At 63.9% G+C, this 16,377-nt stretch carries 15 protein-coding genes and 1 tRNA gene; 12 read left to right on the top strand and 4 right to left on the bottom strand.

The annotated features are described in order from the left end of the window. Nucleotides 1–732, top strand: a complete 732-nt coding sequence (locus tag DENOEST_RS07050) for a flagellar brake protein (RefSeq protein WP_145769748.1) — start codon at nt 1–3, stop codon at nt 730–732. 40 nt (nt 733–772) lie between these two features. On the opposite strand, the gene purM is transcribed toward DENOEST_RS07050, so the two are convergent. Further along, the gene (gene purM, locus DENOEST_RS07045) at nt 773–1,804 is read right to left on the bottom strand and encodes a phosphoribosylformylglycinamidine cyclo-ligase (protein WP_145769747.1); all 1,032 of its coding nucleotides are present in this window, start codon (nt 1,802–1,804) and stop codon (nt 773–775) included. 303 nt (nt 1,805–2,107) lie between these two features. On the opposite strand from purM, the gene DENOEST_RS07040 reads away from it, so the two are divergent. From DENOEST_RS07040 to DENOEST_RS07020, 5 genes are all read left to right on the top strand, one after another. After that, complete coding sequence (locus tag DENOEST_RS07040) at nt 2,108–3,172, top strand: AI-2E family transporter (RefSeq protein ID WP_145769746.1); 1,065 nt, start codon at nt 2,108–2,110, stop codon at nt 3,170–3,172. Continuing rightward, nucleotides 3,169–3,867: a DnaA regulatory inactivator Hda gene (gene hda, locus DENOEST_RS07035; RefSeq protein ID WP_145769745.1), complete on the top strand. Its 699-nt coding sequence runs from the start codon at nt 3,169–3,171 to the stop codon at nt 3,865–3,867. The genes DENOEST_RS07040 and hda overlap by 4 nt, the downstream gene beginning before the upstream one ends. Continuing rightward, nucleotides 3,864–4,535: a histidinol-phosphatase gene (locus DENOEST_RS07030; RefSeq protein WP_145769744.1), complete on the top strand. Its 672-nt coding sequence runs from the start codon at nt 3,864–3,866 to the stop codon at nt 4,533–4,535. Before hda ends, DENOEST_RS07030 begins: the two co-directional genes overlap by 4 nt. Before the next feature lie 212 nt (nt 4,536–4,747). Further along, nucleotides 4,748–5,704, top strand: coding sequence for a lysylphosphatidylglycerol synthase transmembrane domain-containing protein (locus tag DENOEST_RS07025; RefSeq protein WP_145769743.1), 957 nt, complete (start codon nt 4,748–4,750; stop codon nt 5,702–5,704). Further along, nucleotides 5,697–6,155, top strand: a complete 459-nt coding sequence (locus DENOEST_RS07020) for a peroxiredoxin (RefSeq protein ID WP_145769742.1) — start codon at nt 5,697–5,699, stop codon at nt 6,153–6,155. Before DENOEST_RS07025 ends, DENOEST_RS07020 begins: the two co-directional genes overlap by 8 nt. A 66-nt stretch (nt 6,156–6,221) precedes the next feature. Here DENOEST_RS07020 and DENOEST_RS07015 read toward each other — a convergent pair whose 3' ends face one another. Further along, entirely contained in the window at nt 6,222–7,070 is an 849-nt protein-coding gene (locus DENOEST_RS07015; protein ID WP_145769741.1) for a radical SAM protein, read from the bottom strand. A gap of 49 nt (nt 7,071–7,119) precedes the next feature. Between DENOEST_RS07015 and queD the strand changes: the two genes are divergently transcribed. From queD to pepN, 6 genes are all read left to right on the top strand, one after another. Then, complete coding sequence (gene queD / locus DENOEST_RS07010) at nt 7,120–7,560, top strand: 6-carboxytetrahydropterin synthase QueD (protein WP_145769740.1); 441 nt, start codon at nt 7,120–7,122, stop codon at nt 7,558–7,560. A 42-nt stretch (nt 7,561–7,602) separates the two neighbouring features. Beyond that, nucleotides 7,603–7,690 (top strand) — tRNA-Ser (locus DENOEST_RS07005). A gap of 153 nt (nt 7,691–7,843) precedes the next feature. Then, on the top strand, nt 7,844–9,199 hold the full coding sequence (gene hflX / locus DENOEST_RS07000; protein ID WP_145769739.1) for a GTPase HflX: 1,356 nt from the start codon (nt 7,844–7,846) through the stop codon (nt 9,197–9,199). A 162-nt stretch (nt 9,200–9,361) separates the two neighbouring features. Then, entirely contained in the window at nt 9,362–9,970 is a 609-nt protein-coding gene (locus tag DENOEST_RS06995) for a nucleotidyltransferase domain-containing protein (protein ID WP_197970548.1), read from the top strand. Continuing rightward, nucleotides 9,924–10,376, top strand: a complete 453-nt coding sequence (locus DENOEST_RS06990; RefSeq protein WP_145769737.1) for a DNA-binding protein — start codon at nt 9,924–9,926, stop codon at nt 10,374–10,376. Before DENOEST_RS06995 ends, DENOEST_RS06990 begins: the two co-directional genes overlap by 47 nt. Before the next feature lie 5 nt (nt 10,377–10,381). Then, a complete protein-coding gene (gene pepN / locus DENOEST_RS06985) occupies nt 10,382–13,093 on the top strand; it encodes an aminopeptidase N (RefSeq protein WP_145769736.1) in 2,712 nt (903 codons plus the stop codon). 156 nt (nt 13,094–13,249) lie between these two features. On the opposite strand, the gene DENOEST_RS06980 is transcribed toward pepN, so the two are convergent. Further along, nucleotides 13,250–14,128 carry a spermine/spermidine synthase domain-containing protein gene (locus DENOEST_RS06980; RefSeq protein ID WP_145769735.1) on the bottom strand — a complete coding sequence of 293 codons (879 nt, stop codon included), beginning with the start codon at nt 14,126–14,128 and terminating at the stop codon, nt 13,250–13,252. Nucleotides 14,129–14,262: 134 nt separating this feature from the next. Then, nucleotides 14,263–16,260 (bottom strand): acetate--CoA ligase, encoded by a 1,998-nt coding sequence (acs, locus tag DENOEST_RS06975; RefSeq protein ID WP_145769734.1) that lies wholly within the window; start codon nt 16,258–16,260, stop codon nt 14,263–14,265. Nucleotides 16,261–16,377: the final 117 nt, after the last annotated feature.

Below are 16,377 nucleotides of genomic sequence, written 5' to 3'. Positions count from 1 at the left end.
ATGACCGCGTCGAGCAAAGAAGACCTCGAAGAATTCACCATCACTTTCCGACGGGAAATCGTGTTCTATCTGCGCCAGTTGATCAATGACGGGACGCAGACGAACATCATGTTCAACGAAGGCAGCGACACCATCCTCACGGTCCTGCTGGACGTGGATGAGGAAAAGGGCGTCCTGGTCTTCGACTGGGGAGGCAGCGAGGAGACCAACCGCCGTTTCCTGAAGAGTGAGCGCAACATTTTCATCGCCCGCCCCAACGGCATCCGCAACCAGTTCGTCACCGGCATGCCCTGGGAAACCACGCACCAGAAGCGGCGCGCATTCGCCGTCAAGCTTCCGGACAAGTATGTCCGCCTGCAACGGCGCGAATACTTCCGCCTGACCCTGCCCATGACCCAGCGCCCCCCCTGCATCCTGCAAGGTCAGGACGGCCGGGAAATGACCCTGGAAGTGGTGGATATCGGCCTGGGCGGCCTCGCCCTGGAAACTCCCAGCCTAACCATCCCCTGCGAAACCGGCCAGACCTTCCCCCGCGCCCGTATCGATCTCAAGAACCATGGCATTCTGCATCTCGACATCGTCATTCGCCACGTGGCCGAGCTCACCAAGGGGAAAAAACAGGTGGTAAGGCTGGGCTGCATGTTCAACAAATTGAGTCCGGCCCAGGACAACCAACTCCAGCGCTACATTACCCAGGTGCAGCGGGAAGAAAGGGCCAAACAGGGCCTTTGAGGAAGGGAGATGGGACGGCAGGCCCGCCCCTCCGACCGAGTCAGACGACGATGGTCTGAGCCTGTCCCTCGACGCGGGACTCGATACGGCCGATGGAATACACGGTCTCCCCGGCCGCGGTGAGCTGGGCCAGGGCCTGCTCTTCGTGTTCCGCCGCCACCACCACCACCATGCCGATGCCGCAGTTGAAGACCCGATGCATCTCGGCATCGGCCACCTGGCCTTCCTTCTGCAGCCACTGGAACAGGGGCGGCAGGGGCCAGGATTTCTGTTCCAGCACGGCGGTAACGTTCTCCGGCAACACCCGGGGCACGTTTTCCACCAGGCCGCCGCCGGTGATGTGGGCCATGCCCTTCACCGGCAGGGTTTCCATCAGCTTGAGCAGCGGCTTCACGTAGATGCGGGTCGGCGCCATCAGCACGTCCCGCAGGGGGCGGCCATGGAAGTCGGCGTCCATATCAGGATTGACCCGCTCGATGATCTTCCGCACCAGGGAATAACCGTTGGAATGGGCGCCGCTGGAGGCCAAGCCCAGCACCACGTCGCCGGGTTTGATGGTGGTGCCGTCGATGATCTTCGACTTTTCCACGGCGCCCACGGCAAAACCGGCCAAGTCGTATTCCCCGTCCGGATACATGCTGGGCATCTCCGCCGTCTCGCCGCCGATCAGGGCGCAGCCCGACAGTTCACAGCCCTGGGCGATGCCCTTGATCACGTCGGTGGCGGTATCCACGTCCAGATGGCCGCAGGCGAAGTAATCGAGGAAGAACAGGGGCTCGGCCCCCTGCACCAGAATGTCGTTGACGCTCATGGCCACCAGATCCTGGCCCACGGTGTCGTGCTTTTTGAGCTGGAAGGCCAGCTTGAGCTTGGTGCCCACGCCGTCGGTGCCGGAGACCAACACAGGCTCCTTGTATTTTTTGGAAAGTTCGAACAGGGCGCCGAAACCGCCGATGCCGCCCATGACTTCCGGCCGCATGGTGCGCTTGGCAAAGGGTTTGATGCGCTCGACCAGGGCATCGCCGGCGTCGATGTCCACACCGGCATCACGGTAAGTCAGGGGGGTGCTCAAGTTGAGTTCCTCGGGAAGGGCGGCTAAAGTTGCGGGCTTCGCGGCCCTGAGGCCGCTGCTGGAAGGTCCGAATTTTAACGTGAAACAGCGAATTGAAACGGCAGGCCAAACTGCCGAGCGTAGCGAGCCAGCATCGTCACCTCCCCCGGAGAGGGGGTTCGCGGGGCGAACCCCGTGGGGAATTGACAAACCCTCCCCCCCGGCCCCCTCCCCGGGGGAGGGGGAGGCTGGAAGGGGGTGCGACTTCCTGCCTTTCGCGTATTTCATGGATGGGAGCGGAAAATTGGCTTCCATGAGCGTTACATGACTGCCGATCGCCTACAGGCCCTTCTCTGGATCGGCCTTGGCCTTGCCCTGTTGTATCTGATCAATCTGCTCGGCCCGGTGCTGGCCCCCTTCCTGCTGGCGGCCATCCTGGCCTATGTTTGCGATCCCCTAGTGGAGCGGTTCACCCCGCGCCTGGGCCGCACTGGCGCGGTGCTGGTGCTGCTGTCGGCCCTGGCCCTGGCCGGCGTGCTGCTGGTGCTGACCCTGCTGCCCCTGTTCCGGGCCGAGAGCCGGCAACTGATGGACCGCCTGCCGGAACTGCTGGAAGTGGCCAACGACCGCTGGCTGCCCTGGCTCCACGACCATTTTGGGCTTTCTCTCAGCATCGGCTGGTCCACGGAAGAAGTCCGCGCCTGGCTGGTGGAACACTGGGATGGCCTCCAATCCGTGCTGGGGGGCCTGGCCCTGTCGGCGGCGAAAGGCGGCCAGGCCCTGCTGCAACTGATCGCTACCCTGCTGCTGACCCCGGTGGCCCTGTTCTACCTGCTGCGGGACTGGAACACGCTGCTGGCCCGCCTGACGGAATTCGTGCCGCCCCGCTGGCGCGACACCACCCTCACCATGGCCCGGGAAGTGGATGCTGTCCTGTCCGAATTCCTGCGGGGGCAACTGCTGGTGATGCTGCTCCTGGCCAGTTACTACAGCCTGGCTCTGAGCCTGGCCGGCATCGACTTCGCCCTGCCCCTGGGCCTCTTGACCGGACTGCTGATTTTCGTTCCCTACCTGGGCTATGCCACGGGCCTGGCGCTGTCCCTGCTGGTAGCCCTGTTACAGTTCCAGGGCCTGCCCCCCCTGCTGGGAGTAGCCCTGGTCTTCGGCCTGGGGCAACTGCTGGAGAGCTTCCTGCTGACCCCCCATCTGGTGGGCGAGCGCATCGGCCTCCATCCCCTGGCGGTGATCTTCGCCCTGCTGGCCTTCGGCCAGTTGTTCGGATTCTTCGGCGTGCTGCTGGCCCTGCCCGCCTCGGCAGCCCTGTTGGTGGGTCTGCGCCGCCTGCGCACCCTCTATCTGAACAGCACCTTCTACCGAAACGAATCATGACCGCCGCTCCCCTGACCATCCCCCGGCAACAACTGCTGTTGGGTCTGGAACTGGATCAACCCCGCAGCTTCGACAACTTCGTGGCCGGCGCCAATGAAGAACTGCTGGTCCGCCTGATCAGCCTCGCTTCGGGCAGCGCCCCCCTCTACCTGTGGGGTCCCCAGGGCTGCGGCCGCAGCCACCTGCTGCAGGCCACCACCGCCATGGCCACCGCCAACCGAGCCACCCTGTTCTGCCGCGGGGAAGAAGTGGGGGACTATCTGGAACCCCCGTCCGGCGCCCTCCTGGTGGTGGATGACGTGGAACGGCTGGGTGAAGCAGCCCAGATCGCCCTGTTCCGCGCCTTCAACTCGGCCCGGCGGGAAGGCTGGACCCTGCTGCTGGCCGGTCCCCGGCCCCCGGCGGAACTGGACTTGCGGGAGGACCTGCGCACCCGCATCGGCCAGTGCCTGATCTACGAGGTCCAGGCCCTGAGCGACCAGGACAAGGCCGAGACCCTGCGCCAGCAGGCCACCGCCCGGGGCATGCGCCTGGACGAAGCCATCATCCAGTGGCTGCTGCGCTACGGCCGGCGCGACCTGCCCTCCCTGCTGGCGGCCCTGAATGCCCTGGACCAGGCCTCCCTGGAACAAAAACGCCCTCCTACCCTTCCCCTGCTGCGGGAAGTCCTGCAATCACGATCGGACGCTGCATGAAACTGGTACTTTTTGATCTGGACAACACCCTTCTGGCGGGCGACTCGGATTTCGAGTGGGCCCAGTTCCTGATCTCCAAGGGCGTGCTGGACGCAGAAGTCCATGAAGCCCGCAACCAGGAGTTCTACGACCACTACAAGGCCGGCACCCTGGACATCCACGCTTTCCTGGACTTTCAACTGGCGCCCCTGGCCCGCCACAGCCGGGAGGAACTGGATGCCTGGCACCGGGAATTCCTCGCCAGCCGCATCCGTCCCATGATCGGCGCCCCGGCCCGTGCCCTGGTACGGCGCCATCTGGACGAGGGAGCCTTGACCGCCATCGTCACCGCCACCAACAGCTTCGTCACCGGCCCCATCGCCCGGGAATTCGGCATCGAACACCTGATCGCCACCATCCCGGCCTGGGAAAACGGCCGCTTCACCGGCAAGCCCCGGGGCGCCCCCTCCTTCAAGGAAGGCAAGATCGAGCGGGTGGAAGCCTGGCTGGAATCCCTGGGTTACTGGTGGGGCAGCTTCGAATCCAGCCATTTCTACAGCGACTCCCACAACGACCTGCCGCTCCTGTCCCTGGTCAGCGACCCGGTGGCGGTGGACCCGGACGACACCCTGCGCCAGCACGCCCAGGCTCAGGGCTGGCCGGTGATCAGTCTGCGCAATCCTCAGTGACTAACGCGCATGGTCGCCAGCACCACCCCCAAGGATGAAAATGCGCAAAGGCAAATTGAACGCCCCCCACCCCCGTTCCACGGCCGACTTTGCACAGTCGGCCGGCTTCGGCGGCGCGAAGCCGTGCTTCGCGCAACCCCGCCTACGCCCCCTTCCCGGGGCGGGGCTACTCATCGGCTCGCTGTGCTCGACGGTTACACTCGGCTCCGTTGATGCTTTTTCACGTTAAAACCCTGATCCGCCTGATCGCCAGCCTGGGGCTGGTGGGTCTGGTCCTGTGGTTCGTCGATCCCCTGCGGGTGCTGGGCGCCCTGGGGCGACCGGACCCACTGTGGCTGGGAGCGGGCTTCGCCGCCGCCCTCTGCGCCACCCTGGCCAGCGCCCTACGCTGGCGGCTGCTGGCCCTGTGGCTGGAGGCCCGTGCTCCCGGACGCCTGTTCCTGCTGGCCTACTGGCGCGGCATCGCCGCCAACACGGTATTGCCCGGCGGCACCCTGGGGGGCGACGCCCTGCGAGCCCTGCATCTGCAACAGGCCGGTAACCCCCTGACAGCCTCGGCCATGAGCGTGGCTCTGGACCGGATCAGCGGCCTGTGGGTGCTGGTGGTGATTTCCCTGGCCACCGCCGCCCTGGCCCTGGCCACGGGCCTGATGCCCGCCACAGTGCTGCCCCTGCCCTGGCCGGCCGCCGCCCTCCTGGCCCTGCTGGCGGTAATCGCGCCCCTGCTGCTGTGGCAGCTTTCCGCCGCGGCCCGGCACCGCCTGCCTGGCAAACTGGCGGGCCTGCTGGACGCCATCCACGACCGCCCCCGGCCCCTGCGCCAATATTTGCTGCAACTGGCCGGATCGGCCCTGGTCCAGGCCCTTTCCATCCTCGCCTTCGCCGGGGGCGGACTGGCCGTGGGGCTGGCCCTGCCCCTGTGGCTTTATTTCATCGCCGCCGGCCCCATTTTCATCCTCGCCGCCCTGCCCGTCAGCGTCGGCGGCTGGGGTACCCGGGAGGCTGCCGCCGCCCTGACCCTGGGGCTGTTCGGCGCCCCTCGGGAACTGGCCGTGGCCGCCGCCATCCTCTACGGGCTCTTCGCCGCCCTGCAGGGACTGCTGGGCGCCCTCACCCTGCTCCACCCGATTCATGGCAGCGCATCCCATCTGGAGAACCACGATGCTTGACCAAGCCCTTGCCGACTTTTCCGTCGCCGCCACCAGCGACCAGACGATCACCCCAGCCATCCTGGGGGGCCGGAAAGTCGTGCTCTACTTCTATCCCAAGGACAACACCCCCGGCTGCACCACCGAGGCCCAGCAGTTCCGCGACCTTCACGCCCGCTTCCTGGATGCCGGCGCGGTGATCTATGGCATCTCCCGGGACAGCCTGAAATCCCACGAAAACTTCAAGGCCAAGCTGGGCCTGCCCTTCGAACTGATCTCCGATTCCGACGAAACCCTCTGCAAACTCTTCAACGTGATCAAGATGAAGAACATGTACGGCAAGCAGGTGATGGGGGTGGAGCGTTCCACCTTCCTGATCGACGCAAAGGGCGTGCTGCGCCGGGAATGGCGCAAGGTCAAGGCCGACGGCCACGCCGACGAAGTGCTGGAGGCGGTGCGGGCGCTGAGCTGATGTAAAAGTCGCGCCAATCTCCCCTCGCGGGGGAGGGGTTGGGGGAGAGGGGGTATTCCAGGCCCGTCAGAAACTGACCCGCACCACCAGCCCCGCCTCTCTCAGGCGGGTCTCCAGGGCCTGGACCCAGGCTGCGGAGGGCTGGCCCAGCCGGCCCGCCTCCGCTTGCAGGGAGGGGCGGGCCAGAGGGTAGAGCAGCACGCCGGCGATGCGCCCGGCGAAACCGGCCAGGGTCTCCACATAGGCATCGACTTCCCTGGCGGCAGGTGGCTCGCCATCCAGAGTGAAAACGCAGGTCTGTACCCAGGTCCTGCACAGTCCGGCAGATATCCCCAGGCGACGGACCAGGGCCTCAAGGGTGGTACGGGTGCTGTTGATCCGGGCCAGGGCCGCCGCCGTCACCCCATCCACCTTGAACCAGACCTCGCCACCGTGGGCACCCAGGCGGGCCACCCCCTGCTGCACCGCCTTGCGATCCATCAGGCTGCCGTTGCTGATCAGCCGCAGTTCGCACCGCCCCTTCAGTCCATGGCGCTCCAGGGCCCCGGCGGCCAGTTCCACCGCCGCCGGAAACTCCGCCGCGCTGGTGGGTTCGCCATTGCCCGAGAAGGCCAGGTCCATCAGGCGACGGGCGCCTTCCGGCACCCGCTTCTCCATGAAATCCCCGTGCACGATGTCGTCCAGGAAACCGTCCAGTTCAGCCTTCAGCAATTCCAGATCGATGGCCGGCGGCCCTCCCCGCACCAGGTCCGGCACCTGGCAATAGATGCAGCGCCAGTTGCAGGCATTGTTGGGATTCAGGTTGATGCCGATGGACACTCCCCCGGCCCGGCGGGAGATCACCGGATAGACATAGGTCAGACCGGCGCTGTCGCGGGAATGGTCAGTGGCGGTCAGGGATCGGGCAGGATTCATGGGCTCAGGCAGGTCTATAATTCGCGCTCGCTCAATTATCGCCCATCCCATGCAGATCACCCGCCGCCTCGAATTCGACGCGGGCCACCGCATCCCCAACCACCGCAGCCAGTGCCGGCATCTCCACGGCCATCGCTACGTGCTGGAGATCACCCTGACCGGCGATGTCGTGCGCCAGGACGGCTCTCCCGCCGAGGGCATGGTGATGGACTTCTCCGAGGTCAAGGAAATCGCCAAGGCCCATGTGGTGGATCCCTGGGACCATGCCTTCCTGGCTTACCGGGGCGACCAGGCCGTGGTGGAGTTTCTCGCCTCCCTGCCCGACCACAAGACCGTGCTGCTGGACAGCATCCCCACGGCGGAGAATCTGGCCCGGGAAGCCTTCACCATCCTCGCCCCTCTGTACCGCGACAGCTACGGCAACCATCTGACCCTGGAGCGCGTCCGCCTCTACGAAACCCCCAACTGCTGGGCCGACGCCACCGCCTGACCGCTCCGCCCCAGGGGGTTTCAAGCTAGAATCCGCCCCCTCGGAGGTGTGGCAGAGTGGTCGATTGCACCGGTCTTGAAAACCGGCAACGGGCAACCGTTCGTGAGTTCGAATCTCACCGCCTCCGCCAGTTTGAGAAATCGGCCCCAATCATGGGGCCGTTTTCATTTGCCTGGATTCTTGAGAAGGTGCATGGGTTGTCAAATCCCGGGTGTAACACCCTGGTCTGCGTAGCCTTGGCAGGTAATATCCGACATCACCAACCCAGAAAGTCCATCCCCGAATGCGCAAAGAAGTTAAAGAAAAACCCAAATATGCAGTTGTGGCGGCCGTGCAGTTGCCGAACGTGAGCGACGTCGAGTTCGAGGCATCGTTGGCGGAATTGCGCGATCTTGCCAAGACGCTGGGTTACACAACCACTGCCACGTTCACGCAGAAACGAACCAGTTTCGACACAACGGCCTACCTGGGCACGGGCAAGCGGGAGGAGATACGCGCCTTCGTGGACAGCGAACCCGCACCCGGCGCATTCGAGAAAACCCTCCATGCCGCCGCCGACCCGGATGCCGGCAGGATTGACGTCATATTCGTCGACCACGAGATATCACCCTCCCAGGCCCGTAAGCTCGAAAATGAAGTCGGCTGTGAGGTGATGGACCGCACCATGGTCATCCTGGAAATCTTCCACCGTAACGCTCGCTCCCGCGCCGCTAGAGCCCAGGTGGAGATCGCCCGTCTGGGCTACATGGCACCGCGTCTGCGCGAGGCAGCGAAGCTCGCCGGCCCGCAAGGGCGTCAGCGTAGCGGTACCGGCGGCCGCGGCGCCGGGGAATCCCACACCGAGTTGGATAAACGCAAAATCCGTGATCGCATCGCCGAGCTGCAACTGGAGATCGCTGCGATGGATGTCGAACGCGAGACACAGCGCGCGCGACGTCAAGAGCGTCAAGGACTGGCCAATGTTGCGCTCGTTGGATATACCAATGCGGGGAAATCCACGTTGATGCGGGCACTTACGGGAAGCGATGTACTGGTCGAGAACAAACTTTTTGCCACGCTCGACACAACGGTACGCACCTTGCATCCCGAGAGCCAACCACGGGTGCTTGTCAGCGACACGGTCGGCTTCATCAAGAACCTGCCCCATGGCCTCGTCGCCTCGTTCAAGTCAACGCTTGAGGAGGCGCTTGATGCGTCGCTGCTGCTGCACGTCATCGACGCGAGTGACCCCGGATTCGAACGGCAGCTTGAGGTCACCGACGAAGTGCTTGGAGAGATCGGCGCACAGGATGTGCCACGCATCCGCGTCTTCAACAAAATCGATCATGTGGGCGATGCCGCGGCGCAAGCAGAGTGTGAAGCAGCACTGCGTGCGAAGTACCCGGATTGCATTGTCATGAGTGCGCGCAGCAATAGCGATGTCGCAAAGCTGCACAAGGCAATAGTCGCCTTTTTCCAGCGGGATCGCATAGAGGCCGAAATATTCCTGCCTTGGTCGGCACAGAAAGTGCGCAACGAAATTTTCGCGAACTGTGAGGTTCTGGAGGAAAGAGCCGACAGTGAGGGGGCATTCTTTCGCGTCCGCTGTGAACGCAAGACTTTGGCGGGCCTGAACGATCAGCTCAATCAAGAGCGATGAGTCCGGACATTTGTGTCAGCCAATGCGAAATCCACCTTCAACCGGTTTGGAGGGGAGGCAAGGCCTGACGCCCAGGCCATCCTCGACTACCTGCCTTTGCCATTGAAGTCTAAACAGCTACAATCGTAGCTATTAAAGCTACAATTTCCCAGGAACGGAATCGTGTTGCTCGACCTGCTTTTCGGTACTTATCGTCAGCGCGCATTGACCCAGTTGCTGTTGAATCCGGACAGCAGCTATCACGTGCGTGAGCTGGCACGACTGACCGGCACCACGCCAGGTACGCTGCACAAGGAACTTACCCGTCTCGCTGAAGCGGGCCTGTTGTTGCGTGAAACACAGGGCAACCAGGTGCGCTACCGCGCCAACCGCGATTGTCCGGTTTTCACCGAACTGGCGGGCCTGTTCCGCAAGACCAGCGGTGCGGTCAGCGTACTCGCCAGTGCTCTCGACGCGCTCAGCCCCGCGCCCACACTGGCGCTGATCTTCGGCTCGCTGGCACGGGGCGAAGAAAACATCCGCAGCGATGTCGACCTTCTCATCGTCGGCGGTTGCGCTTTCGGTAACGCCGTCAAGGCGCTACATCCGGCGCAGCAGCAACTGCAACGCGAGATCAACCCCGTGATCTACAGCGCCGCCGAATTCAAGCGCCGCGTCGCCACCCAGGATGCCTTCGTCAACAACATCCTTGCCAGCCCCAAACTCTTTGTCATCGGAACCGAACATGACCTTGGAAAACTTGCTGGCCATCCATCGCCTGCAGGCGTTTGAAGCCACGCCCGGCGGCGTTTTGCGCCTGCTCGCCTCGGCCGAACGCAATCTGGCCGATGCACGGATTGCCGCGCTCAGCGCCGACAACCGCTTCGATGCCGCCTACAAGACCCTCATGCAATGCGCCATGATCGGCCTGTGGGCCAAGGGCTACCGCACCGCCACCAGTCAGCCTGGTCACCATCAGACCGCCCTGCAAGCCCTGCCCAAAACCCTGGGTCTCGATCAGGACACCGTGATCGTCCTTGATGCCCTGCGCAAGCAGCGCAACCTCAACGACTATGAAGGCGACCCGGTCTCCAGCGCCGCCGTCAAGGAATGCATCGCCCAGGCCGAGGCGCTGCTCGCCCACACCCGGCGCTGGCTTAAACAACATCGCCCCGATCTTCTCGGCGCCGGAAAATAGCCCCCATGCTCGACACCATCTATCTCAAAGACTACGCCCCGCCCGCCTGGCTGATTGACAAGCTTGATCTGCATGTCGCCATCCATGAGGAGTACACCGAAGTGCGCGGCATGCTCGCCTGCCGACGCAACCCGGCCGGCCCAGGGGGGGAGCTGGTGTTGGACGGCGAGGAACTGGCGTTGCAGGAACTCTCCCTTGGCGGCACGGCACTGGTGGATTCCGACTACACCCTGGACGATGACACGCTGTGCATCCGGGCTGTGCGCGGCGCGGCCCTGCCGGATCACTTCACGCTGGAGACCCGGGTCCGCATCGACCCAGACAGCAACACGCAACTTTCCGGGCTCTACCGTTCCAGGGATGGCTATTTCAGCCAATGCGAGGCCCAGGGCTTCCGCCGCATCAGCTTTTTCCCTGATCGCCCCGACATCATGGCGCGCTTCAGTTGCACCATCGAAGCGGAGCGCCAAGATTTTCCGCAATTGCTCTCCAATGGCAATCTGGTTGCCAGCGGCACTCTTGGCAATACGCGCCACTGGGCTCGCTGGGAAGACCCCTACGCCAAGCCCTGCTATCTTTTCGCCCTGGTTGCCGCCAAGCTGGACATGCTGGAAGACAGCTTCGTTACGCGCTCCGGCCGCGTGGTGCGGCTGGCGGTGTACGTGGAGCCGGGGAAGCTGGACCAGTGCGGCCACGCCATGTCCGCCCTGAAGAAAAGCATGTCCTGGGACGAGCAGCGCTTTGGCCTGGAGATGGATCTGGACCATTACATGATCGTCGCGGTCGGCGATTTCAACATGGGCGCGATGGAGAACAAGGGCCTCAACATCTTCAACACCAAGTATGTGCTGGCGCGCCCGGACACCGCCACCGACAGCGACTACCAGAACATCGACCGGGTCATTGCGCACGAATACTTTCACAACTGGACCGGCAACCGTGTCACTTGCCGCGACTGGTTCCAGCTCTCCCTGAAGGAGGGCCTCACGGTTTTTCGCGACCAGGAGTTCAGCGCCGACACCCATTCGTCCGCGGTCACCCGCATCCAGTCGGTGCGCCAGTTGCGCATCGCCCAGTTCCCCGAGGATGCCGGCCCCATGGCCCATCCGATCCGCCCGGTGTCCTACGCCGAGATCAATAATTTCTACACTGCCACCGTCTATGAAAAAGGCGCCGAGGTGGTGCGCATGATCCACACCCTGATCGGCCGCGACGCATTTCGCCATGGCATGGATCTCTATTTCCAGCGCCATGACGGCCAGGCCGTGACCTGCGAGGACTTCGTCGCAGCCATGCAGGATGCTTCAGGCTTGGATCTCAGCCAGTTCCGCCGTTGGTATTCCCGTGCCGGCACGCCGCATCTGAAGGCGGAGGGCTGCTACGACGCCGCGGTGCAGCGCTACACCCTGACCCTCAGCCAAAGCCTGGCCCCCACCGCCTACGAGCAACGCTTGCAGGATGCCGGCCTGGCCATCGAGGAAGGGCCACTGCATATTCCGGTTGCGCTCGGCCTGGTGCTGCCGGACGGCAGCGACGCGCTGGAGCGGGAATATCCCGCCGGCACCTGCGTGCTCTCGCTGACGGAGAGCACCCAGCGCTTCGTTTTCGACCACATCCCCGCGGAACCCGTCGCCTCGGTACTGCGCGGTTTCTCGGCGCCGGTGCACCTGGACTTTCCACAGAGCGATGCCGAACTGGCGCATCTGATGGCCTACGACAGCGACGCCTGCAACCGTTGGGAGGCCGGTCAACGTCTGGCCAGCCGCGTGCTGCTCGCTGGCGTCGCTGCAGGGGGCCAGGACACGGCATGGATTCCCGAATCCTTTGTTGCAGCCGTGGACCGTGTATTGGATGACGGAATGCGGCATGACGCGGCGCTGGCCGCAGAAGCCCTGATTCTTCCCGCCGAACAGGTGCTGGCGGAGGAAATGGCCGGTCGCGGGCAGATCATCGACCCGGAAGCGATCCACCGCTCCCGCCTCACCCTGCGCCACCATCTCGCGGCACGGTTGCGGGACAAGTTCGAGGCAGCATGGCAGGCGCTGGCGCCCAGCAGCCCCTATGCCCCCGACGGCCTCCAGGTCGGCCGCCGTGCCCTGCGCAATCTGGCCTTGGGCTATCTCGCCGAAAGCGATGAGGCCTACCTCAAGGGGCACGTGATGCCGCGACTGATGGCCCAGTGCAACGCCGACAACATGACCGACGTGATCGCCGCCCTGGGCACCCTCGCCAACCTCGACGTGGCCGAGCGCACCACGGCCCTGGCCGACTTCTACACCCGCTGGCAGGACGAAGCGCTGGTGGTCGACAAGTGGTTACAGGTGCAGGCCACTTCGCGTCTGCCCGGCACCGCGATGCGTGTGCGCGCGCTGATGGGACATGGCGCCTTCGACATCAAGAACCCCAACAAGGTCTATGCGCTGGTCCGTGCCTTCTGCGCCGCCAATCCTCGCCACTTCCATGGGGCCGACGGTGAAGGCTACCGGCTGGCGGCCGATGTGATCCTCCAATTGCAGGCCATGAATCCCCAGGTCGCCGCACGCATCGCACGAGCCTTCGACCGCTGGCGCCAGTTCGACAGCGAACGCCAGAGCCATGCGCGCACCCAACTGGAGCGCATCCAGGGCTCCACCAATCTGGCCCGTGACGTCGCCGAGGTGGTCGGCAATGCGCTCGGTAAAGGAAACGCTGAACAAGTCCCCAACCGTTCGGGCTGAGCCTGTCGAAGCCCAGTGTTGGCGCGGCTTGCACTTCGACAAGCCTGTCCTGAGCGAAGACGAAGGGCTCAGTGCGAACGGACTTGTTCAGTATTTTCTAAATAGTACTGGGGAGCCTGTTTTCTCTGGCTCTCAGGGAAACGCTGATTTCGTGATTCAGTAGCCGCGTTCCGCTTCGCGGCGAGCCAGGCCGAGCCTTGCCGAACGCTCGATCTTTTCCAGGAAGTTGGGAAAGTCCAGTCCGTACTTGGCACGCAATTCCCTGGCAAAAGCCCGCAGCCGGCGCCAGTTGGGCTCGAACATGGGATCCCTGAAGGCCAGCAGCACATGGTTGTCGTCCTCCCTCACCGGGAACACGATGACCTGATCGTCAAAGACCTGCATGGCCTCCCCGATGAGCCCCGCGTAGGTCTTTTCGTCCCCCGCCAGATTCACCACCAATATGCCGCCGCCCGCCAGCTTGGCGTGAGCCTGCTCGAAGAATTCCCGATTGGCGAGACTGGGGGCAAAGCCGTTTCTGTCGAAGGCATCCACCAGCAACGCATCGATTCCCTTTTCCGTCCTCGCCAGATATTCCGCGCCATCGGCCTCCAGCACCTGGAGCATCGGACTGTCAGGCGGAACCAGAAATGCCTCCCGCAAGGCGATCACGTCGGGATTGTTTTCCAGCACCGTCAGTTGCGTGGCTGGCAACCGACAGTGGCAGAACTTGACCAGGGAGCCACCACCGAGGCCGATCAACAGAAGACGCCTTGGCCTGGAGCGGAACAGCAGGAAGGACATCATTTTCTGGGTGTAGCGCAGTTCCAGGTCGTTGGGCGCGGCCAGGCTCATGGCGCTCTGGATCAGCCGCCCGTCGAAATGCAGATAACGGCGCTCGCCATCATCGATGACAAAAGGCTTGGAATAAGTCTCGTCCAGCAACTGCGCCCGCAACTCTCCTTCGTTGGCCCAGGGCGGCTCCAGCATCAGCACCTGCCCCCCGTGGGAATCGAAGGGGCTGGGTATTTCAATCCAGGGAGTAGCAGAGGACATCGAGCGCGTGGGGGAAGGGACGACAGGAATCGGGCAACCGCGGATTTTACAGGGCGGCGGCAATCCCTATCCACCACTATCGGCGGAGGCAGGCATGAGGACGGGGCGGCGGACAGCCGCCCCGGGCCGATGACTCAGGCGGCCTCTTTGAGCTGCTCCAGGATGGCCGGATTTTCCAGGGTGGACACGTCCTGGGTGATGTCCTCGCCCTTGGCCAGGGAACGCAGCAGGCGCCGCATGATCTTGCCGGAGCGGGTCTTGGGCAGGTTCTCGCCGAAGCGGATGTCACGGGGCTTGGCGATGGGACCGATTTCCTTGGCGACCCAGTTGCGCAATTCCTCGGCTATCCGCTTGGCATCATCACCATAGGGGCGGGCCTGCTTCAGCACCACGAAGGCGCAGATAGCCTCGCCCGTCACGTCGTCGGGACGACCCACCACGGCGGCCTCGGCCACGATGGAATTGGCCACCAGGGCCGATTCCACTTCCATGGTGCCCAGGCGATGGCCGGACACGTTCAGCACATCGTCGATGCGGCCCATGATGGTGAAGTAGCCGGTCTTGGCATCGCGCACCGCGCCGTCGCCAGCCAGGTAGAGCCGGCCGCCCAGGTCTTCCGGATAGTAGGACTTCTTGAAGCGCTCTGGATCGCCCCAGATGGTGCGGATCATGGAAGGCCAGGGTTTTTTCACCACCAGGAAGCCGCCCTTGCCCCACTCCACGTCATGGCCGGCCTCGTCCACGATGGCCGCCATGATGCCGGGGAACGGCAGGGTGCAGGAGCCCGGCACCAGGGGGGTCACGCCGGGCAGCGGGGTGATCATGTGGCCGCCGGTTTCGGTCTGCCAGAAGGTATCCACGATGGGACAGCGGGCGCCACCGACATTCTGGTAGTACCACATCCAGGCCTCGGGGTTGATGGGTTCCCCCACGGAACCCAGGATGCGCAGGGAGGACAGGTCGTAGTTGCGCGGATGGGTGGCGGGAGTGACCTCGCCGGCCTTGATCAGGGAACGAATGGCCGTGGGCGCGGTGTAGAAGATATTGACCTTGTGGTCCTGGATCATTTTCCAGAAGCGCCCGGCGTCCGGGTAGGTGGGCACGCCCTCGAAGACGATCTCCGTGGCGCCGCAGGCCAGGGGGCCATAGGTGATGTAGGTGTGGCCGGTGACCCAGCCGATGTCGGCGGTGCACCAGAACACGTCATCGGGCTTCACATCGAAGGTCCACAGGGTGGTCAGCTTGGCATGGAGCAGATAGCCGGCGGAGCTGTGTTGCACACCCTTGGGCTTGCCGGTGGAACCGGAGGTGTAGAGCAGGAACAGGGGATGCTCGGCCTCAACCCATTCCGGTTCGCAGACGTCGGACTGGGCCGCTTCCAGTTCATGCCACCACAGATCCCGCCCGGCTTCCATGGCGCAGGCGCCGCCGGTGCGCTTGTAGACGATCACGCTCTTTGCCGGACAGCCGCCAGGAGCGGCGGCGGCCAGGGCGATACCTTCATCGACGGCGGGCTTGAGGGGGATGGCCTTGCCGCCCCGGCATTGCTCGTCGGCGGTGATCACCGCCACGGCGCCGGCGTCGAGGATGCGCTCCTCCAGGGACTTGGCGGAGAAACCGCCGAACACCACCGAATGGATGGCGCCGATGCGGGCGCAGGCCTGCATGGCGACAACGCCTTCGACGGACATGGGCAGGTAGATGATGACCCGGTCGCCCTTTCTGATGCCCTGGGCTTTCAGGGCGTTGGCAAAGCGGCAAGTGCGGGCCAGGAGTTCCTTGTAGGTGACCCGGCTCACCTGTCCGTTGTCAGCTTCGAAGATGATGGCAACCTTGTCGCCCAGACCGGCCTGTACGTTCAGGTCCAGGCAGTTGTAGGAGACGTTGAGCTTGCCGTCGGCGAACCACTTGTAGAAGGGCGCTTCGGACTCATCGAGGGTCTGGCTGAAGGGTTGCTGCCAAACCAGGTGTTCCCGGGCCAGTCGCGCCCAGTAAGCCTCGTAGTTTCCTTCAGCTTCCTGGCACAGGGACTGATAAGCCTCCATGCCCGAGATGGCGGCCTTGGCCCGCACGGCCTCCGACGGGGGAAATACGCGGTTTTCCTGAAGTACCGATTCGATACGGTTGCTCATTGCTCGCTCCTCTTGTCTCTCTTGGTATCCCGAAGGACAGCCGATTCTAGAATCTACAACTCCGCATTTATTGCTGTTACATCCCCCTGGTGGCGAGGGTTCTTGCTTATTTCATGC

This window comes from Denitratisoma oestradiolicum (assembly GCF_902813185.1).
In the GTDB taxonomy this organism is placed as follows: domain Bacteria; phylum Pseudomonadota; class Gammaproteobacteria; order Burkholderiales; family Rhodocyclaceae; genus Denitratisoma; species Denitratisoma oestradiolicum.
This window is presented reverse-complemented; position numbering and strand designations above follow the sequence as displayed.